At 60.9% G+C, this 26127-nt stretch carries 27 protein-coding genes; 15 read left to right on the forward strand and 12 right to left on the reverse strand.

Annotated features, from left to right (window positions below; translation table 11 throughout):
• Window positions 1-85 precede the first annotated feature (85 nt).
• Window positions 86-1726 carry an AMP-binding protein gene (locus ACZ5ZH_RS14415; RefSeq protein ID WP_464772765.1) on the forward strand — a complete coding sequence of 547 codons (1641 nt, stop codon included), beginning with the start codon at window positions 86-88 and terminating at the stop codon, window positions 1724-1726.
• 282 nt (window positions 1727-2008) lie between these two features.
• On the opposite strand, the gene ACZ5ZH_RS14420 is transcribed toward ACZ5ZH_RS14415, so the two are convergent.
• Both ACZ5ZH_RS14420 and ACZ5ZH_RS14425 read right to left on the reverse strand, forming a co-directional pair.
• On the reverse strand, window positions 2009-2938 hold the full coding sequence (locus tag ACZ5ZH_RS14420) for an electron transfer flavoprotein subunit alpha/FixB family protein (RefSeq protein WP_464772766.1): 930 nt from the start codon (window positions 2936-2938) through the stop codon (window positions 2009-2011).
• 110 nt (window positions 2939-3048) lie between these two features.
• A complete protein-coding gene (locus ACZ5ZH_RS14425; RefSeq protein ID WP_464772767.1) occupies window positions 3049-3798 on the reverse strand; it encodes an electron transfer flavoprotein subunit beta/FixA family protein in 750 nt (249 codons plus the stop codon).
• 189 nt (window positions 3799-3987) lie between these two features.
• Between ACZ5ZH_RS14425 and ACZ5ZH_RS14430 the strand changes: the two genes are divergently transcribed.
• From ACZ5ZH_RS14430 to ACZ5ZH_RS14460, 7 genes are all read left to right on the forward strand, one after another.
• Window positions 3988-5427 carry a hydroxymethylglutaryl-CoA synthase family protein gene (locus ACZ5ZH_RS14430; protein ID WP_464772768.1) on the forward strand — a complete coding sequence of 480 codons (1440 nt, stop codon included), beginning with the start codon at window positions 3988-3990 and terminating at the stop codon, window positions 5425-5427.
• A 12-nt stretch (window positions 5428-5439) separates the two neighbouring features.
• On the forward strand, window positions 5440-6636 hold the full coding sequence (locus ACZ5ZH_RS14435; RefSeq protein WP_464772769.1) for an acetyl-CoA acetyltransferase: 1197 nt from the start codon (window positions 5440-5442) through the stop codon (window positions 6634-6636).
• A complete protein-coding gene (locus ACZ5ZH_RS14440; RefSeq protein ID WP_460988856.1) occupies window positions 6636-7091 on the forward strand; it encodes a MaoC family dehydratase in 456 nt (151 codons plus the stop codon). The genes ACZ5ZH_RS14435 and ACZ5ZH_RS14440 overlap by 1 nt, the downstream gene beginning before the upstream one ends.
• Entirely contained in the window at window positions 7088-7981 is an 894-nt protein-coding gene (locus ACZ5ZH_RS14445; protein WP_464772770.1) for an HpcH/HpaI aldolase/citrate lyase family protein, read from the forward strand. The genes ACZ5ZH_RS14440 and ACZ5ZH_RS14445 overlap by 4 nt, the downstream gene beginning before the upstream one ends.
• Window positions 7962-9143, forward strand: a complete 1182-nt coding sequence (locus ACZ5ZH_RS14450) for an acyl-CoA dehydrogenase family protein (RefSeq protein ID WP_464775252.1) — start codon at window positions 7962-7964, stop codon at window positions 9141-9143. The genes ACZ5ZH_RS14445 and ACZ5ZH_RS14450 overlap by 20 nt, the downstream gene beginning before the upstream one ends.
• Window positions 9144-9304: 161 nt before the next feature.
• The gene (locus tag ACZ5ZH_RS14455) at window positions 9305-9832 is read left to right on the forward strand and encodes a MarR family winged helix-turn-helix transcriptional regulator (RefSeq protein WP_449468879.1); all 528 of its coding nucleotides are present in this window, start codon (window positions 9305-9307) and stop codon (window positions 9830-9832) included.
• A gap of 28 nt (window positions 9833-9860) precedes the next feature.
• Window positions 9861-10163 (forward strand): YciI family protein, encoded by a 303-nt coding sequence (locus ACZ5ZH_RS14460; RefSeq protein WP_449468880.1) that lies wholly within the window; start codon window positions 9861-9863, stop codon window positions 10161-10163.
• 24 nt (window positions 10164-10187) lie between these two features.
• Here ACZ5ZH_RS14460 and ACZ5ZH_RS14465 read toward each other — a convergent pair whose 3' ends face one another.
• Window positions 10188-11216, reverse strand: a complete 1029-nt coding sequence (locus ACZ5ZH_RS14465) for a zinc-binding dehydrogenase (RefSeq protein ID WP_464772772.1) — start codon at window positions 11214-11216, stop codon at window positions 10188-10190.
• Between the two features lie 158 nt (window positions 11217-11374).
• Here ACZ5ZH_RS14465 and ACZ5ZH_RS14470 point away from each other — a divergent pair, with 158 nt between their 5' ends.
• Window positions 11375-12235, forward strand: a complete 861-nt coding sequence (locus tag ACZ5ZH_RS14470) for a MaoC/PaaZ C-terminal domain-containing protein (protein ID WP_464772773.1) — start codon at window positions 11375-11377, stop codon at window positions 12233-12235.
• A 49-nt stretch (window positions 12236-12284) separates the two neighbouring features.
• On the opposite strand, the gene ACZ5ZH_RS14475 is transcribed toward ACZ5ZH_RS14470, so the two are convergent.
• The 5 genes from ACZ5ZH_RS14475 to ACZ5ZH_RS14495 form a co-directional block, all read right to left on the reverse strand.
• Window positions 12285-13895 (reverse strand): class I adenylate-forming enzyme family protein, encoded by a 1611-nt coding sequence (locus ACZ5ZH_RS14475; protein ID WP_464772774.1) that lies wholly within the window; start codon window positions 13893-13895, stop codon window positions 12285-12287.
• The gene (gene kce, locus ACZ5ZH_RS14480) at window positions 13882-14814 is read right to left on the reverse strand and encodes a 3,5-dioxohexanoate:acetyl-CoA acetone transferase (protein WP_460988868.1); all 933 of its coding nucleotides are present in this window, start codon (window positions 14812-14814) and stop codon (window positions 13882-13884) included. Before kce ends, ACZ5ZH_RS14475 begins: the two co-directional genes overlap by 14 nt.
• Before the next feature lie 56 nt (window positions 14815-14870).
• Window positions 14871-15101 (reverse strand): biotin/lipoyl-containing protein, encoded by a 231-nt coding sequence (locus tag ACZ5ZH_RS14485; protein WP_196227089.1) that lies wholly within the window; start codon window positions 15099-15101, stop codon window positions 14871-14873.
• 102 nt (window positions 15102-15203) lie between these two features.
• Complete coding sequence (locus ACZ5ZH_RS14490; protein WP_460988870.1) at window positions 15204-16328, reverse strand: alkene reductase; 1125 nt, start codon at window positions 16326-16328, stop codon at window positions 15204-15206.
• A gap of 73 nt (window positions 16329-16401) precedes the next feature.
• Window positions 16402-17304, reverse strand: a complete 903-nt coding sequence (locus ACZ5ZH_RS14495) for an SDR family NAD(P)-dependent oxidoreductase (RefSeq protein WP_460988872.1) — start codon at window positions 17302-17304, stop codon at window positions 16402-16404.
• A gap of 245 nt (window positions 17305-17549) precedes the next feature.
• Here ACZ5ZH_RS14495 and ACZ5ZH_RS14500 point away from each other — a divergent pair, with 245 nt between their 5' ends.
• Genes ACZ5ZH_RS14500 through ACZ5ZH_RS14515 form a run of 4 tightly spaced genes read left to right on the forward strand, consistent with a single transcriptional unit; the run spans window position 17550 to window position 20386 of the window.
• Window positions 17550-18332 carry a glucose 1-dehydrogenase gene (locus tag ACZ5ZH_RS14500; protein ID WP_464772775.1) on the forward strand — a complete coding sequence of 261 codons (783 nt, stop codon included), beginning with the start codon at window positions 17550-17552 and terminating at the stop codon, window positions 18330-18332.
• A 24-nt stretch (window positions 18333-18356) separates the two neighbouring features.
• Window positions 18357-19118, forward strand: a complete 762-nt coding sequence (locus ACZ5ZH_RS14505) for an SDR family NAD(P)-dependent oxidoreductase (RefSeq protein WP_464772776.1) — start codon at window positions 18357-18359, stop codon at window positions 19116-19118.
• A 21-nt stretch (window positions 19119-19139) separates the two neighbouring features.
• A complete protein-coding gene (locus tag ACZ5ZH_RS14510; RefSeq protein ID WP_464772777.1) occupies window positions 19140-19934 on the forward strand; it encodes a ThuA domain-containing protein in 795 nt (264 codons plus the stop codon).
• Window positions 19931-20386, forward strand: coding sequence for a nuclear transport factor 2 family protein (locus ACZ5ZH_RS14515; RefSeq protein ID WP_464772778.1), 456 nt, complete (start codon window positions 19931-19933; stop codon window positions 20384-20386). The genes ACZ5ZH_RS14510 and ACZ5ZH_RS14515 overlap by 4 nt, the downstream gene beginning before the upstream one ends.
• Here ACZ5ZH_RS14515 and ACZ5ZH_RS14520 read toward each other — a convergent pair.
• The 4 genes from ACZ5ZH_RS14520 to ACZ5ZH_RS14535 form a co-directional block, all read right to left on the reverse strand.
• Window positions 20383-21498, reverse strand: coding sequence for an acyl-CoA dehydrogenase family protein (locus ACZ5ZH_RS14520; RefSeq protein WP_464772779.1), 1116 nt, complete (start codon window positions 21496-21498; stop codon window positions 20383-20385). The genes ACZ5ZH_RS14515 and ACZ5ZH_RS14520 overlap by 4 nt on opposite strands.
• Before the next feature lie 4 nt (window positions 21499-21502).
• On the reverse strand, window positions 21503-22708 hold the full coding sequence (locus ACZ5ZH_RS14525; protein ID WP_464772780.1) for an acyl-CoA dehydrogenase family protein: 1206 nt from the start codon (window positions 22706-22708) through the stop codon (window positions 21503-21505).
• A gap of 101 nt (window positions 22709-22809) precedes the next feature.
• On the reverse strand, window positions 22810-23607 hold the full coding sequence (locus ACZ5ZH_RS14530; RefSeq protein ID WP_464772781.1) for an enoyl-CoA hydratase/isomerase family protein: 798 nt from the start codon (window positions 23605-23607) through the stop codon (window positions 22810-22812).
• A 112-nt stretch (window positions 23608-23719) separates the two neighbouring features.
• Entirely contained in the window at window positions 23720-24250 is a 531-nt protein-coding gene (locus ACZ5ZH_RS14535; protein ID WP_464772782.1) for a MarR family winged helix-turn-helix transcriptional regulator, read from the reverse strand.
• A gap of 203 nt (window positions 24251-24453) precedes the next feature.
• Between ACZ5ZH_RS14535 and ACZ5ZH_RS14540 the strand changes: the two genes are divergently transcribed.
• On the forward strand, window positions 24454-25260 hold the full coding sequence (locus ACZ5ZH_RS14540) for an enoyl-CoA hydratase/isomerase family protein (protein ID WP_464772783.1): 807 nt from the start codon (window positions 24454-24456) through the stop codon (window positions 25258-25260).
• A 102-nt stretch (window positions 25261-25362) separates the two neighbouring features.
• Window positions 25363-26112 (forward strand): SDR family NAD(P)-dependent oxidoreductase, encoded by a 750-nt coding sequence (locus ACZ5ZH_RS14545; RefSeq protein WP_464772784.1) that lies wholly within the window; start codon window positions 25363-25365, stop codon window positions 26110-26112.
• The last annotated feature ends 15 nt before the right edge of the window (window positions 26113-26127 follow it).

The raw sequence follows: 26127 nt of genomic DNA on the forward strand, positions 1-26127 counted from the left end.
AACCGCAGCCAATATTCGAGAGGAGTATGCCAGTGGCCCTGAGGGGATGTGGAAAGTGAGCGCTCTCAGCTACGTCCGGGGTAGAATGGATCCCCCGCTGCTGGATTTGACGATAGGACAGGCTCTGGCGGACGCTGCCGCTCGGTGGGGTGATCGCGATGCTTTGGTTTCGGTGGAACAGAATATCCGCTGGACCTATGACGATCTACTTGCTCTTGCCGATAAGCTGGCTGCCGGTCTCTTGAAACTCGGCTTGCAGCCTGGGGATCGTATCGGCATCTGGTCGCCTAACTGCGCGGAGTGGACCTTGACGCAGTTCGCAGCCGCCCGAGCCGGTTTGATCCTGGTAACGATAAACCCCGCCTATCGATTGTCGGAAGTCGAATATACGATCAACAATGTCGGCCTGCGTGCGCTGATTGCAGCCGAACGGTTCAAGACCAGTGCCTATGCCGATATGATCGAGACGCTGGCTCCGGAGCTGCCCGGCTGCGTACCGGGGCAATTGGAAGCAAAGCGGCTGCCGACGCTCAAAGCGGCCATCCTTATCAGTGAACAGCCGCGTCCGGGCTGGCTGCGGTTTGACGACCTGCTATCGTCGGCTCCGTCTCTGGATCATCTGCGTTCAATCGAGCCGCAAATTCGGGCGGAGGACGCGGTGAACATTCAGTTCACCAGCGGCACTACAGGTTTGCCGAAGGGCGCTACGCTCAGCCATCGTGGCATCCTTAACAATGGTTATTTTGTCGGCAGCGCCATGGGCCTGACCCCCGGCGACCGCATTTGCATACCTGTGCCGCTGTACCATTGTTTCGGGATGGTAATGGGCAACCTTGCCGCCATCACGCATGGATCGGCCATGATCTATCCGTCGAGCGCGTTCGATCCTGCGGCGGTGCTGCGTACGGTGGCGGAAGAACGCTGTACTGCTCTCTATGGCGTTCCGACGATGTTCATTGCGGTCCTGGCGCGGCTCGATGCGGATGCCACCGATACATCGTCATTGCGTACGGGATGCATGGCTGGGGCGCTTTGTCCGGAGCCATTGATGCGGGACGTTGTGGATCGCCTCAACATGCGAAATGTGACGATCGCCTACGGGATGACGGAGACCAGCCCCGTCAGTTTCCAGACCGTGCCCGGAGATTCGATCGAACGTCGAACCACCACCATCGGCCAGGTCCAACCACACCTCGAATGCAAGATCGTCGATGCCGACGGCGCGATCGTCCCGCGTGGAACGCCGGGAGAATTATGTACGAGAGGCTATTCCGTCATGATGGGATATTGGAACGATCCCGTGCAGACGGCGGCAGCCATCGATTCAGACGGATGGATGCACAGCGGCGATCTGGCCGTCCTGGACGACGCTGGCTATGGAAGCATCGTAGGCCGGATAAAGGACATGATCATTCGTGGGGGGGAGAATATATATCCCCGTGAGATCGAGGATTTTCTGCGGATGCACCCCGCCGTCGAGGATGTCTCCGTCGTGGGCGTGCCGGACGATCATATGGGGGAGGAAGTCTGTGCGTGGATAACATTGCGCGCCGACGAAAAACTGGCCGAAGATGAGGTCAGGGCATTTTGTGTGAACCAGATATCCCACTATAAAATACCCCGGTTCATACGGATCGTTGACGCGTTTCCGACCACGGTGACAGGAAAGGTGCAGAAGTATCTGATCCGTCAGGCGATGGTGGAGGAATTTGAGGGGCAAAGCTAGGGCCGATCGACATTCAGTTCTGGCGGCCTGCAAATGGCGGTTCTCCGCGCTTCCGGTGCTCACGTACTTTGAGTACGCTGCGTTGAAGCGAGGCGCGTGACTCGTTTCAAGGCTCACGGAAAACCACCATTTTACCTTCGGTGGCCTTCGGCTCGGCTCGCCATCTCCTGAATGTCGATCGGCCCTAAGGCAAGACAGTCGTTTCGATGCTTGCCCCCGATGGCAGGATGGGAGCCCTCGGCGTAGGACCGAGGGCTCATCGGCGAGGTGTAGAAAGGAGCTTCAAAGCTTCTGGTTCAGCTCCGGCACGACCTTGAACAGGTCGCCCACCAGACCGATGTCGGCGACCTGGAAGATCGGCGCATCCTCGTCCTTGTTGATGGCGATGATGGTCTTGCTGTCCTTCATCCCCGCCAGATGCTGGATCGCCCCGGAGATACCAACAGCGATATAGACTTCAGGAGCCACGATCTTACCGGTCTGCCCAACCTGATAGTCGTTCGGCACGTAGCCCGCATCAACAGCGGCGCGCGAAGCACCAACCGCCGCACCCAGCTTGTCCGCCAGCGGGAAGATCACCTGCTCGAACGTCTCACCATCCTTCAGCGCACGGCCACCCGACACGATGATCTTGGCCGAAGTCAGCTCCGGACGCTCCTGCTTGGCGATCTCAGCACCGAAAAAGCTCGACAGACCCTTGTCGCCGGTCGAAGCAACGGCTTCCACCGCGCCCGAACCGCCCTCACGAGCCGCCTTCTCGAAAGCGGTGCCACGCACGGTGATGACCTTCTTCGCATCCTTCGACTTGACGGTCGCGATCGCGTTGCCCGCATAGATCGGGCGCGTGAACGTGTCTTCGCTCTCAACCGACAGGATGTCGCTGATCTGCATCACGTCCAGCAGAGCCGCGACGCGCGGTGCGATATTCTTGCCATTGCTGGTGGCGGGCGCGACGAAGGCGTCATGGCTGCCCATCAGTTCAACGACCAGCGGCGCGACATTCTCTGCCAACGCATGACCGAAAGCCGCGTCATCGGCGACATGGACCTTGCCCACGCCCGCGATCTTCGCGGCAGCTTCACCCACGCCGCCAACGCCAGCGCCAGCGACCAGCAGATGCACTTCACCCAGCTTGCCAGCAGCGGTGACGGCGGAAAGGGTCGCGTCCTTGACGGCGCCGCCCTCATGTTCAACCCATACCAGAGTCTTCATAATCTCGATCCTCTATCCCCGTTCGCCTGAGCTTGTCGAAGGGCCTTTCTTCTCTTCAAAGAAGGAAGCAGGCTTCGACAGGCTCAGCCCGAACGGGCTTGGAATGATGGTCAGGCGGCGACGCCCAAAGCTTTCAGCTTCGCGACCAGTTCATCGACATCGGCCACCTTGACGCCAGCCGAACGCTTGGCGGGCTCGGTGACCTTCAGCGTCTCCAGACGGGCGCTGATGTCCACGCCATAGTCAGCAGGCGTCTTGGCCGCGAGGGGCTTGCTCTTTGCCTTCATGATGTTGGGCAACGAAGCATAGCGCGGCTCATTGAGACGCAGGTCGGTGGTGACGATCGCGGGGACGTTGAGCTTCACCGTCTCCAAACCGCCATCGACTTCGCGGGTCACGCTGACCTTGTCGCCCTCAACCTCGACCTTCGATGCGAAGGTGCCCTGCGGCAGATTAAGCAGCGCGGCCAGCATCTGGCCGGTCTGGTTGCTGTCATCGTCGATCGCCTGCTTGCCCAGGATGATCAGGCCAGCGCCTTCCTCTTCCTGCACCTTGGCGAGCAGCTTGGCGACGCCCAGCGGTTCGACTTCGTCATCCGTCTGGATCAGGATCGCACGATCCGCGCCCCTGGCGAGCGCGGTACGCAGCGTCTCTTGCGCCTTCGCAACGCCGATCGACACGGCGACGACCTCGGTCGCCACGCCCTTTTCCTTCAGGCGGATGGCTTCCTCGACCGCGATCTCGTCGAACGGGTTCATGCTCATCTTGACGTTCGCCAGATCAACGCCCGTCCCATCCGCCTTCACACGCGGCTTCACATTATAGTCAATGACCCGCTTCACGGGCACAAGAATCTTCATGCATCCCTCCATAAGTATGCAAGCATACGGTCATATATAACACGAATATCCGGTCGTAAAGCCGACTGTATCGAATAAGACCCTTGCGTAACGTAATCTAGCGAACTAAATGAGTCTTCGGCTGAATTTGGCCGTCACGGTGAGCGACGGCAGGCGGCAGGGTGCCGCGTCCTTGAGCAGGTGAGGTGAATGACTCAACTCGGCATTTCGCGCTACGGCGCTTATATTCCCCGGCTTCGGCTGGATCGTTCCTTGATAGCGGAAGCGCATGGTTGGATGGCGCCGGGCCTGCGTGGGCAGGCGAAAGGCAGCAGGGCGTTCACCAGTTGGGATGAGGACGCCATCACTATGGGCGTCGAAGCTGCCCGCGATGCCCTGGCTGATACCAGCCTTGATAACGTAAAGGCCGTACGGCTGGCATCGACCAGCCTGCCTTATGCTGACCTTCAGAATGCGGCGATCATGGCACGGGCGATCGGTGCTCCGGCGAGTGTCGCTACGTCGGATGCGGCTGGCTCACAGCGGGCAGGAACATCCGCCTTGCTGCAGGCGCTCAAGGGCGCGGAAGCAACGCTTGTGGTCGCATCCGACAATCCCTTTGCAAAGCCTGCCAGTGCGCAGGAAATGAGCTTTGGCGCAGGGGCGGCCGCCTTTGTGATTTCCGATCATGACGTGGTGGCGCGGTTAATCGGATCAGCGTCTCTCACCGAAGTTTTCGTCGATCATTTCCGGTCGGCGAACGCCCAGAGCGATTATGGCTGGGAAGAACGGTGGGTCCGCGACGAAGGTTACGCGAAGATCGTGCCCCAAGCTGTCAGGGCGGCGCTGGATCAGGCGCAACTCTCCATCGGCGACATTCAGCATTTCGTTATGCCCTCCTATCTGAAGGGTGCGGCGGACATGGTGGCCAAGGCGCTGAAGTTTGGAGGCGCTGTAGCCGGGGCGTTGGACGACGGCGTAGGTTATGCGGGCGCGGCCCATGCGCTGCTGATGTTCTCGGCGACGCTGGAAAAGGCGCAGCCGGGCGACCGGATTTTGCTGGTCGGTTTCGGTCAGGGCGCCGATGTCCTTATATTCCAGGCGACAGAGGCCATCGCGTCAGTCCGCCCGGCGCGGGGCGTCGCGGGTTCCATCGCGGATGCCTTGCGGACGGACAGCTATCTGCGGATGCTGTCATTCTACGGCGGGATCGACAATGAATGGGGCATGCGTTCGGAGAAGAGCGCCAAGACGGCTCTGACCGAGCAGTATCGCTCCGCCGCCCAACTCGAAGGTTTCAATGCCGGTAAGTGCGGCAATTGCGGCGCGGTTCAGTTCCCCCAGATGCAATATTGCGTGCAATGTCATGCACCGGGGGAGCAGTTCACCGACGTTCCCTTGCGGAACAAGACTGCGGAAGTCCTGACATCGACCGCTGATTGGTTGTCCTATCATCCTTCACCACCGCTGTGGGTCGGCTTCGTCAAGTTCGACAATGGCGCGCGGGTCCTGATGGAGATGGTGGATATCGGCCCTGACGGGATCGACACGGGCGATCAGGTTCGCATGGTCTTCCGCATCAAGGAGAAGGACCGCCAGCGGGGATATAACCGCTACTTCTGGAAATCGACGCCGCTGAGCGCGGCCTGAGGAGTTCGCGACATGGCGACGGGTATCAAGGATAAGGTGGCCCTTCTGGGGATGGGCTGCTCGAAATTCGGCGAACGATGGGACATGGGGTCGGCTGACCTGATGAAGGAAGCGTTCGAGGAAGCGCTCGCCGATGCGGGGATCGCGCGCAACCAGATCGAGGCGGCATGGTTCGGATGCTGGGGCGATAGCGTCAATGTCGGCAACAGCTCCATTCCCGCCGCGATGGCGCTGCGGCTTGAAGGCATTCCCGTGAGCCGCGTCGAAAATATGTGCGCGACCGGAACCGAAGCGCTGCGCGGAGCCGCTTATGCTGTGGCGTCGGGCGCGGTGGATATCGCGCTGGCGATCGGGTCGGAAAAGCTGAAGGACACGGGCTTTGGCGGCCTGCCTCCTGCCTTCAAAGGGACCTTCAACGACCTGTGGATGCCGATGGGCTCCGCACCAGCCGGCTTTGCTCAGCTCGCGCCCTATTACCGGGCAAAATACGGCACGACCAAGGAGGACTTGAAGCGCGCCATCAGCCATGTGTCTTGGAAGAGCCACCAGAACGGCGTTCACAGTCCCAAGGCGCATTTCCAGAAGGCGGTGCCGATGGAAACCATCATGAACGCGCCGATGATCTCCGATCCGCTGGGCCTGTTTGACTGTTCGGGCGTGTCGGACGGGTCGGCCTGCGCGATTGTGACCACGCCGGAAATCGCGCGGGCTCTGGGCAAGACGGACCTGGTGACGATCAAGGCATTGCAATTGTCGACCAGTTCCGGCCGCGAGACCCAGACCAATGAGTGGGACGGCAGCTATGTCGCCACCACCCGCAACGCGGCGGCGCGGGCGTATAAGGAAGCAGGGATCACCGATCCCAAGCGCCAGGTGAACCTCAGCGAAGTGCATGACTGTTTCTCCATCACCGAACTGGTGACGATGGAAGACCTTGGCTTTTCCGACGATGGCCGGGCGGTTTTCGACATATTGGACGGGCGCTACGACCGGGATGGGGCGATGCCCTGCCAGATCGACGGGGGTCTCAAATGTTTCGGGCACCCGATCGGCGCTTCGGGTCTGCGCATGGCCTATGAGGTCTACAGCCAGTTGCTGGGCCGGGCAGGGGAGCGGCAATTGTCGAACCCGTCCATCGGACTGACGCACAATCTGGGCGGTGTTCCCTATCAGGGCATCGCCGCCATCTCTATCCTGGGACTTGCGTGATGCCTGGAGTCTGGTTTGACGAGCTTGAAATCGGCATGCTGTTCGAGCATCCCATCCGCCGCACCATCACCGAAACAGACAATGTTCTGTTTTCCTGCATGACCCATAATCCGGCGCTGCTGCACCTGGATGAGGAATATATGAAGGGCACGCCCTTCGGGCAGCGGCTGGTCAATTCGGCCTTCACGCTTGGCCTTATGGTGGGCATTTCTGTCGGGGACACGACGCTGGGTACTGCGGTCGCGAACCTTGGCTGGGACGAGGTGCGCTTCCCGAACCCGCTGTTCCATGGCGACACCATCCACGTCACGAGCGAGGTCATCGACCTGCGCGAGTCAAGGTCGCGACCCGAAGCTGGGATCGTCAAATTCTTTCACAAAGCCTATAATCAGAAAGATGAACTGGTGGCGTCGTGCAAGCGATCCGGCCTCCAGCTCAAGAGGCCCGCGTCATGACGTTGCCGATCCGTTCCTTCCTCTTCATCCCCGGCGACAGCGAGAAGAAGCTGGGCAAGGTCGATGGCGTCGCTGCCGATGCCTTCATCCTGGACCTGGAAGATGCCGTCGCCGTCGCGCGCAAGCCAGTGGCGCGGGAGATGGTTCCGGCCTTTATCAAGGAACGTCCGCGCGCTGCACGAAAGTCGCAGCTATGGGTGCGCGTCAATCCGCTGGACACGCCCTGGACTCTGGAAGACTTGGCCGCGATCGTGCCTGTCGCGCCCGACGGCATCATGCTGCCCAAGGTCAACGGGCCGGAGGATGTGGCTCAGGTTAGCCATTATCTGAGCGCGCTGGAAGCCGCATCCGGTGTCAAACAGGGTTCGATCCGCATCCTGCCGGTGGCGACCGAAACCGCAGTCTCCCCCTTCCGGCTGGGCGATTATGCGGCGGCGGGTCTGGACCGGCTTTACGGGCTGACATGGGGCGCGGAGGATCTGAGTTCAGCGATCGGCGCGAGCGGCAACACCGACGCGAATGGCGAATGGACGCACACCTACAAGATGGTGCGTTCGCTCTGCCTGCTCGGCGCGCATGCTGCTGGCGGCGAAGCGGTGGACACGCTTTACGTCGATTTTCGTGATCCCGAAGGTCTGCGCGCTTCATGCAAGGCCGCGCGGGCAGAAGGCTTTTCAGGCCGCGTGGCGATACATCCCGCGCAGGTGGACATCATCAACGAAAGCTTCTCGCCCTCCGCTGATGAGGTGGATTTCGCCCGGCGAGTGGTCGACCTGTTCGCCGCCAACCCGGATTCCGGAACCTTGGGACTCGACGGCAAGATGTTGGACATCCCTCATCTGAAACAGGCGGAAAGAACATTGGCAATGCATGAGGCGCGCCGTGGTTGAAGCGCAGCACCCCAGCGAAGGCGGACGCGGCATCTTTTCCGCCGAGCATGAACAATTTCGCGAAACGGTGGCCCGGTTCGTGGATGAGGAACTGGTTCCCAACCATCATCAGTGGGAAAAGGATGAGGTCGTCCCCCGCGAGGTTTGGAAGCGGGCGGGCGAGGTGGGCATCCTTTGCCCCAACATCCCTGAGGAATATGGCGGCTTTGGCGCGGATTGGCTCTACAATGTCGTCGTCATCGAGGAACTGGCGAAGAAGGGGATCACCGGCCCCGGCTTCATGGTGCATTCGGAAATGGTCGCGCCCTATATCCTGACGGCAGGCACTGAGGAGCTGAAACGCGAGGTCCTGCCCCGCATGGTCGCGGGCGAATATATCGGCGCGCTTGGGTTGACCGAGCCGGGTGCTGGTTCGGACGTAAAGGAAGTCCGCACCCGCGCCATTCGCGAGGGCGATGATTATGTACTGAACGGGCAGAAGGTCTATATTTCCAACGGCCAGCTGGCCGACATAATGGTCTGCGCGTGCAAGACCGACCCGGCGGCGGGCGCCAAGGGCGTCAGCCTGATCGCGATCGACACGCATCAAGCGGGCTTCAAGCGCGGCCGCAATCTTGAGAAGATTGGCCTGAAAGCACAGGATACGTCGGAAATTTTCCTGGAGGACGCGCGCGCGGAATCCTGGAGGCTTCTGGGCCGCGAGGGTGGCGGCTTCGGGATCATGATGGGCAAGCTGGCGCAGGAAAGGCTGACGCAGGCGGTGCGTAGCATCTGCGTGGCGGAAGCCGCGCTGGAATGGACGGTCGCCTATACCGCCGAACGCAAGATGTTCGGTCAGACCCTGGCTGATTTCCAGAACACCCAATTCGTGCTCGCCGAACTGTCGGCCGAAATCCTGTCGGCGCGGACCTTTACCGATTGGTGCATCAAGCGCTTCCTTGCGGGAGAGTTGACAGGCGTCGAAGCGGCGAAGGTGAAGCTGGTGGTCACCAACCTGCATGTTAAGGTCGTGGACCAATGTCTGCAATTTTTCGGCGGCTATGGCTATATGACCGAATATCCGATCGCGCGGGCCTATATCGACGCCCGTATCGTGCGCATCGCGGGCGGCGCGGCGGAGGTCATGAAGCAGATCATCGGCCGCGACCTGTTCGGCAAATGAAGGCGGTTGCCAGATCATGGTTGGTCAGCATAGAGAGGCTATGAGACATCATACGCCTGCTGATCATCGGGTTCGCTATCATACGCTATTGCAATAGTGGGCGAATTATAGAGCATCAGGTGAAGCTGATGCACTGAATTGCCTTTAACTGGATGGTGAGAATGACGAACACGCTGAAAGCTGCCGCACCGAAAAAGAAGACGCCGAAACGGCCCTCTGCGAAACAGTTCACGTTCGGCTATCTGGTTCATGACGTATCGCGTATCCGGCGCACCGTGATGGACTTGCTGATGCGGCCTTACGGGATCACCCGGTCGCAATGGTCGGTGCTGAGCACTTTGTCGCGAGCAGGCAATGACGGGATGATGCAGGTCGATCTCGCCCGGCTGATGGAAGTGGGCAAGGTGACCGTCGGCGGGTTGATAGATCGGCTTGAAGCGTCGGGCCATGTCGAACGCCGGGCAGATGCCAATGATCGCCGGGCCAAGCGCGTGTTCATCACGGAAAAGGGGTTCGATGTGATCGGCCTCATGATCGAACTGGCCGCGACGATGAACCGCCGTATCCTGGAAGGCGTGTCGGACGCCGACAGGGGAGTGTGCGAGGAAGTGCTGTTGCAGGTGAAGCAGAATTTGAAGGATGTCCTGCGAGAGCAGGGTGGTTCGAGCCTGATCGAGGGCGAAGACTAAAAATCAGCGACGGGAAGGCGGGAAGATCATGTTTTTCATCGTTCTGGCCGCCGATAAGCCCGGCGCCCTGCCGCTTCGGCTGGAGCATCGGCAGCGCCATCTGGATTATTGGCTGGAACAGGGTGCTGCGGTGAAAGTCGCTGGCGCGATGCTGGATGGAGACAAGCCGGACTCAAGCCCTCAAGGCAGTTCCTTCCTTTTGGAGGCCGAAGATGAGGCCGCAGTCCGCGCGCTGCTCGCGGGCGACCCCTTCACCAAGGAAGGCGTGTTCACGGGCGATTTCGTCGTTCAGCCGGTGCGGCCTGCCATAGGCGAGTGGCGGCCCGACTGAACGCGAGCGCAGTTCCAGAAGCCGCTAATCCTCGCCAATATAGACCAGTGTCTTGGGCGCGTTGCTATCAGCAAAAAGCGCTTCAAGGGCGCCACTGACCCGGTCGATGCCGGGTTCGACATGGTCGTGAAATTTGAGTTCGCCGTTCAGCACCATGTCGCTCAGCTTTTCCACGGCTTCGGGAAAACGGGCGACATGATCGAAGATGACGAACCCACCGCAAAGAAGCGCGCGCATCAATATCTCGCGCTCGTTTCGAAGGCCGGTCGGCGGAGGATTCCAACTGGGCGTGGCGGCGGTGCCGCAATGCACGATCCGTCCGTGCCTCGCCATGGCGCGGATCGCCGTGTCCAGGATCGGGCCTCCGGTATTGTCGAAATAGATGTTGAAGCCGCCGGGGCGAGCCTCCGCGAGGGTGGCCGCCAGATCGACCGACTTGTAATTATAGGCGACGTCATAGCCATAGTCGCGAACGCAGCTTTCCACCTTCTCATCGCTGCCGGTCAGGCCGACGACGAAGGCGCCGGCGCGCTGTCCGATCTGGCCCACGACACTGCCCACCGTACCTGCCGCCGTTGAGACAAGCATGGCCGCGCCCTCATAGGGTGGAGCGATGTCTTGCAAGGCGAGCCATGCCGTCACGCCGGGCATGCCAAGCACCCCGGCATAGGCGGAAAGCGGTGCGCGCGGATGGGGGATGTGCGACAACAGGTCGCCGCGTGTCGCGACCTTGTAATCCTGCCAACCAAAAAAGCCGTAGACCACATCGCCTGATCGGATTCCATCATCGCGGCTTTCCACGACCACGCCGACAGCAAGGGAACGCATCGGCTCACCCAGTGGCGTGAGGGCCTCGTTGGCCGCCCAACCGCGCTGGACCGGGTCCGCCGCAAGATAGAGGTTGCGCACCAGAAATTGGCCCTCTTCGGGCGATGCAATGCTGACGTCTTTCCGGGCGAAATCGACAGCGACGGGGCTGGCCGCCGGACGGCGTGCAAGGATGACCTGCCGGTTCGTCAGGCGGGTGCTGAACGGAGGAATAAAGTCCGGCACGCAAGCTCCATATCAGGCGTCAATAACTGGTATCCCTGCAATCTATATCCCCGTGCCAAAGGTTGTCAAATCAGATATAATGCGTATGGTACTATAACGCACCATATAACGCCACTGGGCTGTTGAGTGGTCTTGAAACGCCATTGGAGGGATGACGCTTGGACATTGAGAAAATCAGGAACCTGACGATTGAGCCCATCGTCCAATCCTATGACAAACGCGACACGATCCTCCATGCGCTGGGGCTGGGCTATGGTCTGGACCCGCTTGATGAGGCAGAGCTGCCGTTCGTCTATGAAAAAGACCTGCGTTCCTTGCCCTGCTTCGCGAACATTCTGTGTCATCCCGGCTTTTGGGCGCAACGGCCGGAATTCGGCATCGACTGGGTGAAAATTCTGCACGCTGAGCAGCATCTGACGATGCACAAGCCACTGCCCCCGACGGGCACCATAAGGGGCGAATATCGCGTGGCGGGGGTCGAGGACAAAGGTGAAGGGCGCGGGGCGCTGCTCCATCAGGAGAAGGCGCTGTATGATACGGCCACGGGGGATCATCTGGCGACCGTGCGATCGACGCTGTTCATGCGCGGCAATGGTGGGGAGGGCGGTTTCGGCAATGCCATCCCGGCCGCTGATCCGGTGCCGGAAGGAAAGCCCGATGCGGTGGTGGAAATTGCCACCCGTCCGGGACAGGCCCTGATCTATCGTTTGAGCGGGGACTGGAATCCGTTGCATGCAGAGCCGGCGATTGCACGAAAGGCGGGGTTCGACCGGCCGATCCTGCATGGCCTGTGTACCAAGGGCTTGGCCAATCGCGCGGTGCTGGCGCATTATTGCGACAATGACGTGGCGCGCTTCAAGGGCATGTTCGTCCGCTTCAGCAAGCCGGTCATGCCGGGCGAGACGATCCGCTTTGAATTTTACGAGCAGGGCGGCGGCCAGCTGCGTTTCCGCGCCGTCGCGGCGGAACGGGATGTGGTGGTACTCGACCGCTGCTCGGCGCAGGTGAGCGAGGCTTAGGGGCAGGAGCGGCGCGCACGGATTAGCTCCGTGCGCGCCGACGCCCGGCTTATTCCCCGCTCAGGAATTGCTTGCGGATCAGCCCGCGCTGGACCTTCCCCGACGCTGTGCGGGGAAGCGCAACGCCTAGTTCGATCCGGCGCGGAATTTTGTAGGCGGCCAGCGACTGCCGCGCGAAGGCGATGAGTTCTTCCGTATCAAGCGCATGACCCGGACGAACTTCCACCGCCGCCGTCACTCCTTCGCCCCATTTGGGATGCGGCAATCCGAACACGGCGCAGTCCATCACCGCCGGATGATCGCGCAGCACAGCCTCGACCTCGGCCGGATACACATTCTCCCCGCCCGAAACGATCATGTCCTTGATCCGGTCGGTCAGGAACAGATAACCGTCCTTGTCCAGCCTTCCCCCGTCACCCGATCGATACCAGCCGTCGATCAGCGCTTCCGACGTGGCCTTCGGGTTGTTCCAATATTCGATCAGCAGGCTGGGCGACCTGACCCAGATTTCGCCTGGCTGGTCCACGGGCAAAAGTTGGCCCTGCGCATCGCGGATCGCAATGCTGAAACCGGGCAACGGCCGCCCCACCGACCGGAGCAGATGAGCGCGATGGATGTCATGTTCTTGCGGCCCAAGGATCGACATCGTCCCGGTGTTTTCGGTCATGCCGTAATATTGCAGGAAGTGGCAGGAGAAGCGATCGACCGATCGTTCCAACAGACCGGGGTCCATCGACGCGGCGCCATAGTGGATGCCACGCAGTGTCGGTACGCGTACATTGCGTGCGTCCATCTCCGCTATCAGCCCGCGCACCAGCGTCGGCACGATGAAAGTGCGGGTAACGCCAAATTCCAGGCAGGCGTCCAGGATGGTCGCAGGCGCTGTGTCGGCGATGATGTGAACGGTCGCACCGCGCACCAGGGCTGTGCATACCCATGACATTCCGCCGATGTGAAAGGTGGGGAGGGGGGAAAGCAAAACCTCGTCATCGCCCCAGTCGGCGAAATAGCCGGACACATTCTCGACATGGCGGTGGATGCCGAATGCATATTGGGATGTGACGACGCCCTTGGGGCGCCCGGTGGTGCCACTGGTGTAGAGTTGCAGGCAGGGTGCGTGCGGGTCCAGTGGCTTGCGAGGCGTTGGCTGTGCCGCTGCGATCCGGCTGCGAAGACCTTGCGGCCCTTCATCATCCACGACCAGCGTCGGAAGGCCTCGCTTGTCCGCTTCCCTGAGCAGCGGAAGGAACTCGCTATCCGCAATGACGAGGCTGACCTCGCTATCCTCCAGCACATAGGCCGTTTCCGGAGCCGTATTGCGCCAGTTGATTGGCACGAGAACGGCGCCAGCACGAATGGCCCCGATCAAGATGAGGAAGAAAAGGTCGTTATTCTTGCCGAGATAAGCGAAGCGGCCACCCTGTCCGACGCCATGCTCGCCGAGCAATGTGACGACAGCATCGCAGCCCCGGTCCAGCTGAGCATAAGTCCAGCTATGATCGCCGAATAGGATGGCTGGCTTGTCGGGCGTGGCGGCGGCAGCGACATTGGGATAATCGGACGGCAGGATGAGGCCGCTGTCATCGAGCGGCGCCCCTTCCGCGAGCGCCAGACCCTGCGACAGCAGCCCGCCGATCGCTTCACCGTCAGAATGCGACATCGTCTCCACCCTTTGTCTGCATCAGGGCGCGGGCTTCGTCCGCCGTGGCCACGGTCAGGCTGAGTTCTTCCAGCACGCGGCGGATTTTCGCCACCTGTTCGGCGTTGGACGTCGCCAGCTTGCCCCTGCCCGCATAAAGGCTGTCTTCCAGACCCACGCGCACCGATCCACCCAGCAGCGCGGACAAGGTGACGAGCCGCATCTGGTGCTTTCCTGCGGCAAGCGCGGAAAAGATGAAGTCCTCGCCGAACAGCCTGTCCGCCGTCGTCTTCATGTGCATGACATTTTCAGGATCGGGGCCAATGCCGCCCAATATGCCGAACACGCCCTGAATGAAGAAGGGCGGCTCCACCATCTTGCGGTCGACGAAATGGGCAAGATTGTAAAGATGCGCGACGTCATAGCATTCGAACTCGAACCGCGTGCCCTGGTCCGACAATTGCGTCATCGCCTGCTCGATCTGGGCAAAGGTATTCGACAGGATAAAGTCTTTGGTCATTTCCAGATAGGGCAGTTCCCAATCATACTGCCAATCCGAAATCTTGGCCCCGGCCCCGGAAATATTGAAGTTCACCGATCCCATGTTCATCGAACAGACTTCGGGCCGGAACATCTTTGCGGGCGCCAGCCGGTCAGCCAGGCTCATGCCCAGACCGCCGCCGGTGGTGATGTTGACGATGGCGTCTGTGGACTGCTTGATCCGCGGGAGGAACTGCCGGAAGAGTTCGGGATCTTGTGATGGCTGCCCGGTTTCGGGATTGCGGGCGTGCAGATGAACCATCGCGGCTCCTGCCTCTGCCGCCGCGATCGCCTCAGCGGCGATCTGGTCAGCAGTGATCGGCAGATGGGGGCTCATGCTCGGCGTATGGATCGACCCCGTGACGGCGCAGGTAATGATGACCTTGTCGGTGCGTTTCATATGATTTTCGGCTTTGCGCCGCCTCTCCAGAGATGACAGTTCTTATCAATAATTCGTCAGATAATCTCGCCCAGCACGGTGCCCACGGGATAGGTTTCCCCGATTTCCTTGAAAATCTTCAGCGTGCCCGATGCAGGTGCTTCCACTTCCTGCGTGGACTTGTCGCTTTCCAGAGCGAATAGCGGCTCTCCGGCCGTTACTGCCCCACCATCGGCCACGAGCCATTCGGACAGCAGCCCTTCATTCATCGAAAAGCCGAGCTTGGGCAGCAGGATTTCAGTCGACATGATATTTTCTCCTTGGGCGGCGCTACCGTGACGCCGAAGATGATCGATTTAGCGTGGTGGCGAATGAACGACGTCCGCGTCCATCGCCATGATATTTGTCTCTCAGACGGAACACCCCGATGCGCTGAAAGCAGGATAGTCCGTGTAACCTCGTTCCTCTCCGACATAGGCATAGTCGAAATTCGCCTCCGCAAGCGGAAGGCTGCTCCTTATCCGGGCGACGAGGTCAGGGTTGGCGATGTAGGGACGGCCAAAGGAAATGGCGTCCGCCTTGCCCTTGGCAATGGCGTCGCCCGCAGCGGGGCCGTCGAAGCTGCCATTCTGAATGATTGTTCCTGAAAAGACGGCGCGCAACCGTTCGATGACCGGGTAATCGGGCTTTTCCATGAAGCCCGAGGCGATGGGCTCGATCAGGTGAATATAGGCAAGCCCGCTCTGCTGCGCGAGGCGGCCGATCGCCTCGGTCAAAGCGCCCGGGTCCGCATCGCCCATGCCCTTGCGCTCGCTGGTAGGGCTGACGCGAAGGCCCACTCGGGCGGGATCGACCTCGGCCGTCACCGCATCGATGACCTCACGCAACAGCCTGACGCGGTTTTCCACACTGCCGCCATAGCCATCCTGCCGATGGTTGCTTTTTGATTGCAGGAACTGGTCGATGACATAGCCATTGGCGCCGTGGATTTCGACGCCATCGAAGCCCGCGCGCTTTGCGTTTCTTGCTCCCCGGCCATAGGCGGCGACAAGCTGGCCGATATCCGCCTGCGTCATTTCGCGCGGTACTACATAGGCCTTCATCGGCAGGAAACCGCCCTGATAGTCTTCAGGAGGCGGAGCCATCGTTTCACCTTCGCCGGCAATGGGCGATGGAGCGATCGGCTGCTGCCCACCGATATAATCCGGCAACACCAATCGGCCCATGTGCCAAAGCTGGCAATAGATGCGCCCGCCCGCCGCATGGACACGCTGCATGACGGCTTTCCAGGCCGTCGTCATCTCGTCCGACCAAATACCCGGAGCGCGATACCAGCCCATGCCTAGCGGATCGACCGCAGTCGCCTCCGAAATGATGAGGCCTGCATCCGCCCGCTGCGCATAATATTCGCCTTGAAGCGGGGTGGGCACGTGCCGGTCGTCCGCACGGGCACGGGTCAGGGGCGCCATGACCACCCGGTTGGGAATGTCCAGCGACCCGATCGTCAGTGGTTCAAATAAAGCGTCCAGAGACATTGCGATATTCCTGCGAGCTTACCCATCCAAAGAGGCGGCGGACGTTCGACGGCCCGCCGCCGTCACGCTGCTATTAGGGATCGAGCCATTCGCCCGGGTTGATCCCGGCGTTCGAACGAGCGAATTTCAAGATCTTGGAGACGCGTTCGCCGAGCACCGTCGGGTCCTTCGACGCTTCGCAGCTCGGACCATGCTGCCAGCTTTCCGCGACAGTGATGCCGTATCCCCAAACTTCGAACACGCGGCCACTCACCTGGCTTGCCTCGGCGCTGGCGAGCCAGGCGACGAATCCCGCAATCCATTCGGGGTCGCGGCGTTCCAGCTGCTCGGGCGTCCATTCGCGCAACCCCGCCGTCATGCGCGTTTCGGCACGCGGCGCGATAGCATTTACGGTGACGCCGATCCGCTGCAACTCGCGTGCGGCGACCTGGCTGAAGCTCGCAATGCCGCCCTTGGCTGCGGCATAGTTCGCCTGGCCGATATTGGCGAACAGGGCCGAGTGCGACGTCGTGTTGATGACACGAGCGTCCGGCTGGCGCCCCGCCTTGCTTTCCGTGCGCCAGTAATTGGCGGCGTGGTGCGTCGGTGCGAAGGTGCCCTTCAGATGCACCTTGACCACGATGTCCCATTCCTCTTCGGTCATGTTGACCAGCATGCGGTCGCGCAGGATGCCCGCATTGTTGATGAGGATGTCGAGGCGGCCGAAGGTTTCGACGGCCTGGCTGACCATCTCCCGGGCATTGTCCCAGTTGGAAACATCACCGCCATTGACGATGGCCTCGCCGCCCAGAGCCTTGATCTCGTTGACGACCTCTTGCGCGGGGGTCAGGTCTTCGCCGCCGCTGCCCGCTGCGTCGCCGCCCAGATCGTTGACCACGACCTTCGCCCCATGCTGTGCAAGCTTGAGCGCATAGGTGCGGCCGACACCACGCCCGCCGCCCGTAACGATCGCCACTCTGCCTTCTAGAAAACTCATGCCCTCTTCCTTGCTTACCTAGGAAATATGTTTGTGCGCGGTGGCCGAACGAGCGTCGCGTACGCCTAGCCCGTCCTTGCCTCTTTACGCATCTAATCCGTATGCGTACTATATGCTTTAGATCGTTTATGCAACATCTGTCAGCACCGAGGGCGGTGTCACAGGAATAAAAGTGACATATGTCGTGTATTGGTGGCTGCGGCAATGTTCAGCAGACAGGGGAAGGCCCGGTGGGAGAGGCGGCAATGGGAAGGTTGGAACGGAAGGTCATCATCATCACGGGCGCGGGTTCGGGCCTTGGCCGGGCGGCAGCAATCCGCTGTGCGCAGGATGGCGCGCAGTTGGCGTTGGTCGACGTGAACGCCAAGGGTCTGGAAGAAACGAACGGCGCCATCCTGGAGCTTTGTCCGGAGGCAGAAATTCTCCTGGCGCAAGCTGATGTGTCGCAGGAAGATCAGGTGCGCGCCTATGTGGAAAAGACCGTGACCCGCTTCGGCACGATCGACGGTTTCTTCAACAATGCGGGCATCGAAGACCGGCAGGTGGCTACCGAGGATGTCGATGTTGAATTTTTCGATCGCATCATGGCGGTCAACGCCAAAGGCGTCCTGCTGGGCCTGAAGCATGTGCTGAAAGTGATGGCGAGGCAGGGACATGGCCGGATCGTCAATACTGCCTCCGCGCTGGGTATTCGCGGCTCGGGGCGGCAGGCCGGTTACACCGCCAGCAAACATGCGATCGTGGGCCTGACCCGCAACGCAGCGCTGGAATATGGCGCGATGGGCATCGGCATCAACGCGGTTGCTCCGGGCGCTATCCTGACGCCATTGGTCGAAGCATCGCTGCGCCAAATAAATCCCGATGACTGGCAGGAAGCCGCCGCGCAGTTCGTCGCGCATAATCCGATGCGCCGCATGGGCGCTCCAGACGAGGTCGCGTCGGTCGTGGCCTTCCTGCTGTCCGCCGACTCATCATTCGTGAACGGCGCTGTCATCCCGATCGATGGTGGTCAGTCTGCGCAATATTGATGGGGGAAGAGAAAGGTTAGTCGTATGAATATCACCGGCAAGATCGCGCTCGTCACGGGAGCGGGGCAGGGTGTAGGGCGGGGTATCGCCCTGGCTTTGGCGGCGGGCGGAGCGATTGTGATATTAGCAGGCCGCACAAAGGCCAAGCTGGACGCCGTGCAAGCCGAGATAGCGGCTGCGGGTGGCCAATCGGACGTGGCTCCGCCCGCCGACGTCCGGAACGCGGCGGAGATAGAGGCTCTCTTCGCCTATGCCGTCGATCGCCATGGCGGCGTCGATATCCTGGTCAACAATGCACAGCAGGCGGTGCTGGCGCCGCTGCTCGACATCGATGATGAGGGGCTTTTGCTGACCTTCGAGAGCGGACCGTTCGCGGCGTTCCGCATGATGAAGGCGGTTCACCCCCATATGAAGCGGCGCGGTGGCGGAGCGATCATCAACATCGTCTCTTCGACCGCCATCAACTGGGACACGAGCGGGACCGCCGCTTATTCGGCCGCGAAGCAGGCCATCAGCGCGATCACGCGGGCGGCGGCATCCGAATGGGGACCAGACGGCATCCGCGTGAACAATATTGCGCCACTTGCCGGGTCGCCCGCCATGCTCGCCTGGCTGGACGCCAAGCCGGAGGGACCGGACGCCTATCTGTCCACCATCCCCATGCGGCGGATCGGTGATCCCCAGTCCGATATCGGACGCGCGGTCCTTTTCCTCGCGAGCGAAGATGCCGCCTACATCACCGGCGCGACGATCCCGGTGGATGGCGGTCAGGCGAACTGGAACTGAAGCGATGGCAAGGGAAAAGCAATGAAGGATGAACCGGCAAGCGGCATCGTGCGGGCGTTGCTCGTAATTGGTGGAAACTTTCATGATTTCGACATGGTGCGCCGCCGCTTGCTGGAGCGGTTGGGGGAGCATGAGCGCATCAGGACGACATGCACCAACGATTTTCATGATCTGGACGCGCTGAGGACCGCTGATTTTCTGGTGACCTACACGACGAACATCTTCCCCACTGGCGAAGCGCTGTCAGAATTGGAGCAATTCCTGGCGCGCGGCGGAAGGTGGCTCGCCGTCCATGGCAGCGCGGCGTACATCGAGTTTTCCGGCCCAGCGGTGGAGATTGGCGGCATAAAACTGCCCGGCCTTACGGACACGCCAGACCGGCATCCGGCCTATATGGATCTTTTGGGCTGCCGCTTTCTCTCCCACCTCGCGCCCCAGCCCTTTACCGTGCGCTCCGTATCCGACCACCCGATCGTAGCGGGCCTGCCGCCTTTCGAGGTGGTGGACGAACCCTATATTCTGGAACTGCGAGGGGAGAGCGAAATCCTGCTCGAGTCCCGCTATACTGGCGATGCCCCCGGCTATGTGAAGGGGCCATGGCTAGAGGATGCGCCGCGTCCGCAAGCGGTGCTGCATCGTCACGGCGCGGGCGAGGCGCTGTTCCTGGCGCCGGGCCACAGCTGTGGACGATATGATATGCAGCCCTTTATCGCGGAGATTGAGCCGCAGGTGGGGCCGTGGGACAGTCCCGTCTATATGGAGGTCATCCGGCGGGCGATCCGCTGGGGTGCGCGCATGTCGGTTAGCGCGCCATGACCCATCCCAACACTACCGAAGCGGTATTGAAGGCCGCATATATTCTCGACGAAGCCGTTGATGCGAAAGATTGGCGGCGCGTAAGACGCAGTTTCACGCCCATGGTCATTGTGAGGATAGGGGTTCTGGTAGGCGATGAGGCTGCGGTCGTGCCTGTGGACGAGTTGGTGGCAGGGATCGCGTCGCTCAATCCTCCCGCCAAGACGTCCTGCCACATGTTGCTCAACCCGATCGTTTCCGTGACGGCCGAACATGCGACCCTGCGGGCAAAACGCTACGGCTGGGCCAGCTGCGAAGAGTTGACGCCGCCGCTTCATGAGCTTTGGGGCCTGCTATCTTATGGCTTCAGGTTGGCAGACGGAGAGTGGCTGATCGAAGAAATGGGCCTTGTTACGCTGCGTGAAGCGGGGAATCAGGACGTTGCCCTGTTTCGCGATGTCGCCCAATCCTAACGACCTTCTACCTCGTCCGTCGCTTGAGCGAAGCGAGCAAGATGCATATCGGCGTCGCCAAACTGCCGCGCGATGACGAAGAGGCGGCGATAATGGTGGCTGATGTTCAGTTCCTCGGTCACGCCGATCCCGCCGTGAAGCTGGATCGCCTGCTGTCCGACGAACAGCCCTCCCGTAGACGCCTGAACCTTGGCCGCTGACACGGCGGCAGTCCTGATCGCCTCTTCCTCCTCCATCGCCCCCAGCGCATTGAACAGCGCGGAGCGCGTCATCTCCACCTCTATCAGCATGTCTGCCATGCGATGCTGAAGAGCCTGGAAATTGCTGATGGTCGTGCCGAACTGCTTGCGGACCTTGAGATAGTCACGCGTCGCCCAGAGTGCAGCGTCCATGATGCCCAGCGCTTCGCCGCAAACGGCAAGGATGGCATGATCAACGGCCAGCGCGACGGCACGTTCGGCCTCAGCGCCCTCCATGAGCAATTCGGCCGACGCACCCTCCAGATGGATGTCGCAGACCCGCCGATTGTCCAGGGTACGATAGCGGCGCAAATCGACACCAGCCTGACCCTGTTTAACGAGATAAATGCCGACCTGATCGTCATGCCGGGCGGTCACGAGGAGCCAGTCTGCGTGGTTCGCGCCCTCGACCAGAGATTTCACCCCGGTGAGGAGCCGCGAGGACCCCGAACCTTCCGCGCGCGTTTCGACAATCCGCCAGTCGCCACGCCCTTGAGGCTCCTGCAAGGCGACAGCGGCGCGCTTCTCGCCCATGATCAGGTCCGCGAGTAGGGCGCCTGCCCTGTCCGATCCAATAGCCGCCAGCAATTGGGTGGCGAGGACATGGCCGATAAAAGGTTCGGTCACCAGACCGCGCCCCAGTTCCTCGGCTATTAGCGCATTTTCTGTGACGCCGCCGCCAAAACCGCCCGCCTCTTCCGTCAGTCCCGCGCCAAGCCAGCCCAGTTCAGCGAAGGCTCCCCAATGATCCGGCGCGGCTCCGTCCGCCGATCGGATGATGGCGAACCGCTTTTCCCAGTCATATTCCCGTTCGACGAAGCGCCGGACGCTGTCCCGCAGAGCGTCCTGCTCGGCTGTATAGTTGAAATCCATGATGTCACAGCTCCAGGACGGTCTTGGCGATCAGTGTGCGCTGAATCTCGTTCGCCCCGCCATAAATGGTGGTGGCGCGGCGGAACATCGCCTTGGCCGCAACGCCGATGCCATGTTCCGGCGTGGGGCTGGCGCAATGGTCCTGATCGTACAGGCGATATTCCGCGTCGCCATCGGTACTGACGACTATGCCATAATCGCCCAAGGCTTCGGCGGCGAGGTCGGCCACGCGCTGGCGCAGTTCCGACCCGCGAACCTTGACCAAAGACGCGACGGACGCGCTGCCGTGATTGTCGGAGGTCAGTGCGCGCAGCACCGCGATTTCCAGCGATTTCGTGTCGATCTCGATACGGGCCAGCTTTGCGCGAAAGAGCGGGTCTTCGATCAACGGACGCCCGTTCTTCCTCTCGATCCGAGCGATTTCGCGAAGCTGCGCGATGTCACGCCGGGTGTGCGGGACTTCGGCGCTGTTGGTGCGCTCATTCCCCAGCAGGAACTTGGCGTGGGTCCAGCCCTGTCCTTCCTCTCCGATGAGGTTTTCCACCGGCACGCGCACATCGTCGAAGAAGAATTCGTTGACCGTCAATCCCTCGTCCAATGTCCAGATCGGGCGGCGGGTGATGCCGGGCGTCTTCAGGTCCACGACCAGCGACGATATACCAGCCTGCGGCTTGACGTCAGGGTTGGACCGCACCAGCATGAACATCATGTCGGCATGATGCCCTTCGGTGGTCCAGGTCTTTTGCCCGTTGACGATATAATGGTCGCCATCCCTCACCGCGCGCGTGCGCAGCGAGGACAGATCGGAGCCCGCGCCCGGCTCCGAAAATCCCTGCGCCCAGAATGTCTCGCCCAGCCTTATGCCGGGAAGATAGGCCTGCCGCTGCTCTTCGGAACCAAAGGTGTAGATGACAGGCGCGACCAGTTCGGCACCGATCCGGTCTGCGGTTGGCGCATAGGCGCGGCGCGTCTCATCCTCGAAGATGAACCGCTGAACCGCGCTCCAGCCGGGACCGCCATGGGCGGCGGGCCAGTGCGGCATCGACCATCCCCGCTCGGCGAGAATGCGCGTCCATGCCGCCTGATCCTCGCGGTGGGGATGAAAGTCGTGGCGGCCGCGCCGGGCGAGCTCCGCTGGAAGGTTGGCTTCCACAAACACACGGATTTCAGCTCTGAACGCCTTATCCTCTTCACTGTAGGCGGGATCCATCGGCTCAACCTAGCCCTATATAGTGTGTATCAATACCATATGCATACATACGTCATGCAGGGGAACGCAAGATGGAAAGCGCCCAATCCTTCGAGCCGCCATCAACGGCCAGTGAAGGACGGGTGCCGCTTTTCGCGAACCGCACGCAACGCTTCGCCGAAATCGGCGGTGTAGGTCGCCAGTCCTTCATAAGCGACGCCAGCTTCGAACACGGAACTGAACAACTGCCGCAGGGCGATGTTGGTGACCGATTTGGTGTAACGTATTGCCGATTGCGCGCCGCGAGCGAGGCGTTCCGCATATTTGGCGACATAGCCGTCCAGTTCGGCCGCCGGAACCACGAAGCTGATCAGATTGCATCTTTCCGCTTCCACCGCGCCGATTGCTTCGCCGGTCAGCAGATAATGCTTCGCCTTGCCGAAACCGATCAGTTGCGGCCAGATCAGAGCGCCCCCGTCACCGGCCACAAGGCCCAGCTTAACGTGGGGGTCGGCGAAGCGGGCATGATCGGCGGCGATGACGATGTCGCACAACAGGGCAATAGACGCGCCGAATCCGATCGCGTCGCCATTCACTTTGGCGATCACCGGCTTGGGGCAGTCGAGCAGGCCCATGACGATGCGCCGCATGCTCTTTGCATCATTGACGAATGGTTCACGGCGGCCTGCGGCCTGGTCTTCCAGCCACTCCAGGTCGCCGCCTGCGGAAAAGGCGTTGCCTGATCCGGTCAGGACGATGATGTCGCTCTCGGCGTCGTCCGCAGCGTCGAAGAAGACGCGTGCCATTTCCTCGTGGAGAGCCGAACTGACGGCGTTCAGCACGTCTGGGCGGTTCATCCTTATGGTCAGAATCCGTCCTTCACGCTCGAAAGCCAGGGTTTCATAATGCTCGAACTTCATGTCCTCTCCCAGTGATGCTTGGGTTCGCTCGACCTTGTAACAACAGATAGCAGAACTTAGAACGCTAGCATACTATCGACCGCAAAAATATGCGAACGGCGCGGAATTTGCCTCAGTCCAATACCTCCGTTCCGCCCGCGTCGATCGGCAAGCTGCCTGACAGGAGTCGGTTTGACTCCTCCAGAAGGTCCGTCAGCATAGCGATTCGTTCGAACCCCAGCTTTCGCGAAAGCAGCTCGTCCTGCTCCACCGCGCCGATCTTCAACGGCTGGTGCAATGTCTGCCCTTTGGCGGTCAGATGGACCATTACCAGTCGCCGATCGGCCGCGACCCGCCGCCGCTCTATTATGCCTGCTTTCTCAAGCCTCTGAAGCGTCTGTCCGATTGTGGCTTTGCCAATCTCGAGTCTTCGCGACAATTCTACCTGAGAGAGAGGTTCTTCCAGCCATAATTCTCCAAGAACATAGGCTTGCGCGGGCGCTATTCCTGTCATCCTGATTCTCTCAAGATAATCCGCTTGCGTGATACGGGCCAGCAATTGCGCCTGATATGCCAATGTCTTCTTGAACATCGGGAATGAGCATTGTTGCGCGTCGTTATCCGACTTTTCCGCCCGCTTCATCTTGTCACTGCTTCTCGCCACCCTCATCCCCCCTTGTTCCGTGCCGGATGCCGCTGCGAATCATGCCGACGTTTGGCGGTGACCTTGTCCCATCATCTTGCATCATGGCCCTGCCTGCATCAATAAATGACATTTGTATGTTTATGCGCCATATTGTAGTGACGATTGTCAAGGAGCGTTGAGCGATACTCAAACGCGATCTGCCAGAATCAGGAGAGAAGCACGTGAAGGGAAATGTGGACACGCAATGGCCTGCTGATGGCATCGCATTGATCACGGTGGGCGATGGCGGCGTATCGGGAAGCCTTACCACCTGCGCCACGGTGAGCCTGCTTGCGGACGCGTTAGAGGCGGCGATTGAGCAAAAGGCCCGCGTCATCGTGCTCGCGTCATCCATGGAGGGGCACTGGCTCGAACATGCCTATCTGAGCGACATCGTGAATCTGGTCGAAGGGAAGGCGGCCACCGGCGATCCCGCCGGGTGGTTCCGCTCGCTCCAGCTTCTCAACCGTGGGCCTGCGGTCACGATTGCCGCGATCAACGGTGACACATCGGGCGGCGGTTGTGAGCTGGGCTGGGGATGCGACCTGCGGGTTGCCGAGGAGCAGGCGCGCTTCAGCCAGCCGGAAGTAGCCATTGGCGCAGGCACCGGGATCGGAGGAACGTCCCGTCTGATGCGTCTGATAGGACGGACGGCCACTGCCGAAGTCGTCCTGACAGGGCGCCCCCTGACCGCGCAACGGCTATATGAGCTTGGCGGCCTTAATCGCGTGGTTCCCAAAGGCAAAGCGGTTGAAGAGGCGCTTGCGCTCGCCCGGCATATCGCATCGCTCCCGCCGCAGTCGGTCGCCGGGATGAAGAAGATGCTGGGCGAAGCGGAAGATCTCAACCAGAGCCAAGGCATTGAGAACGACCAGCTGATCAGCCAGGGGCTGTTCGCGCACCCCGACAGCGTGGCCAGCATGAAGGCGATTCAGGCGCGCTTCGACGCTGGCGAAGGCATGGATCAACTTTACTGGAAAAATGACTAATGTCGGCTATTGAAAATAGTATGCTAGCATAGTAATGATGATGGGGCGCGGAGGCCGGTCGTTCGGCTTTGCCAGTCATTATCCAAAAATGGGAGAGGGTTCATGGATCTGGGCTTGTCAGGATTGAAGGTCATCATGGGCGGCGCGACCCGCGGGATCAGCCGCGCCGCTGCCGAACTGTTCGCTGCGGAAGGCGCGCAGTTGGGCCTCTTCTCGCGCAACGGAGACGCGCTGGAGGAATTTAACAGCGAGTTGGGCGGCAAGGCCGTCACGCGGGAGTTCACGCTGGAGGATCGCGAAGGTTATAAGGCGATGCTGACGGGCCTCGCCGAAGAACTTGGCGGGTGCGACATATTCATCCATTCGATCAGTTCATCGGGTGCGCAAGGCGCCATGGACTGGGACGAAAGCTATCGTATCGATATGCTGGGCGCGGTCGATGCATGCGAAGCACTCGAGCCATATCTTGAAAAGTCGCAAGCTGGCTCGGTCATCTTCATGTCGAGCACGGCTGCAATCGAGACATTCCTGATGCCCCAGGCGTTCAACGCCATCAAGGCGGCGCTGATCACCTACGGCAAACAGCTGTCGCAGGTTTGGGCGGCGAAGGGCGTGCGTGTGAACATGGTGACGCCTGGCCCGATCAGCTATCCGGGCGGGAACTGGGAAGGGGCCAAGGCGCTCATGCCGGACCTCTATAACGGCATCGTTGCCCAGATCCCCATGGGGCGGCTGGGATCACCGGAGGAGGTTGCGAAGTCGATCGTATTCCTCGCCAGCCCGGCGGCCGACTACGTTACAGGAGCCAATCTGGTCATCGACGGCGGCTTTACGAAGCGTGTCCAGTTCTGATCCGGGGGTACTCAG

The sequence above is a fragment of the Sphingobium sp. TomMM7A genome (assembly GCF_055397305.1).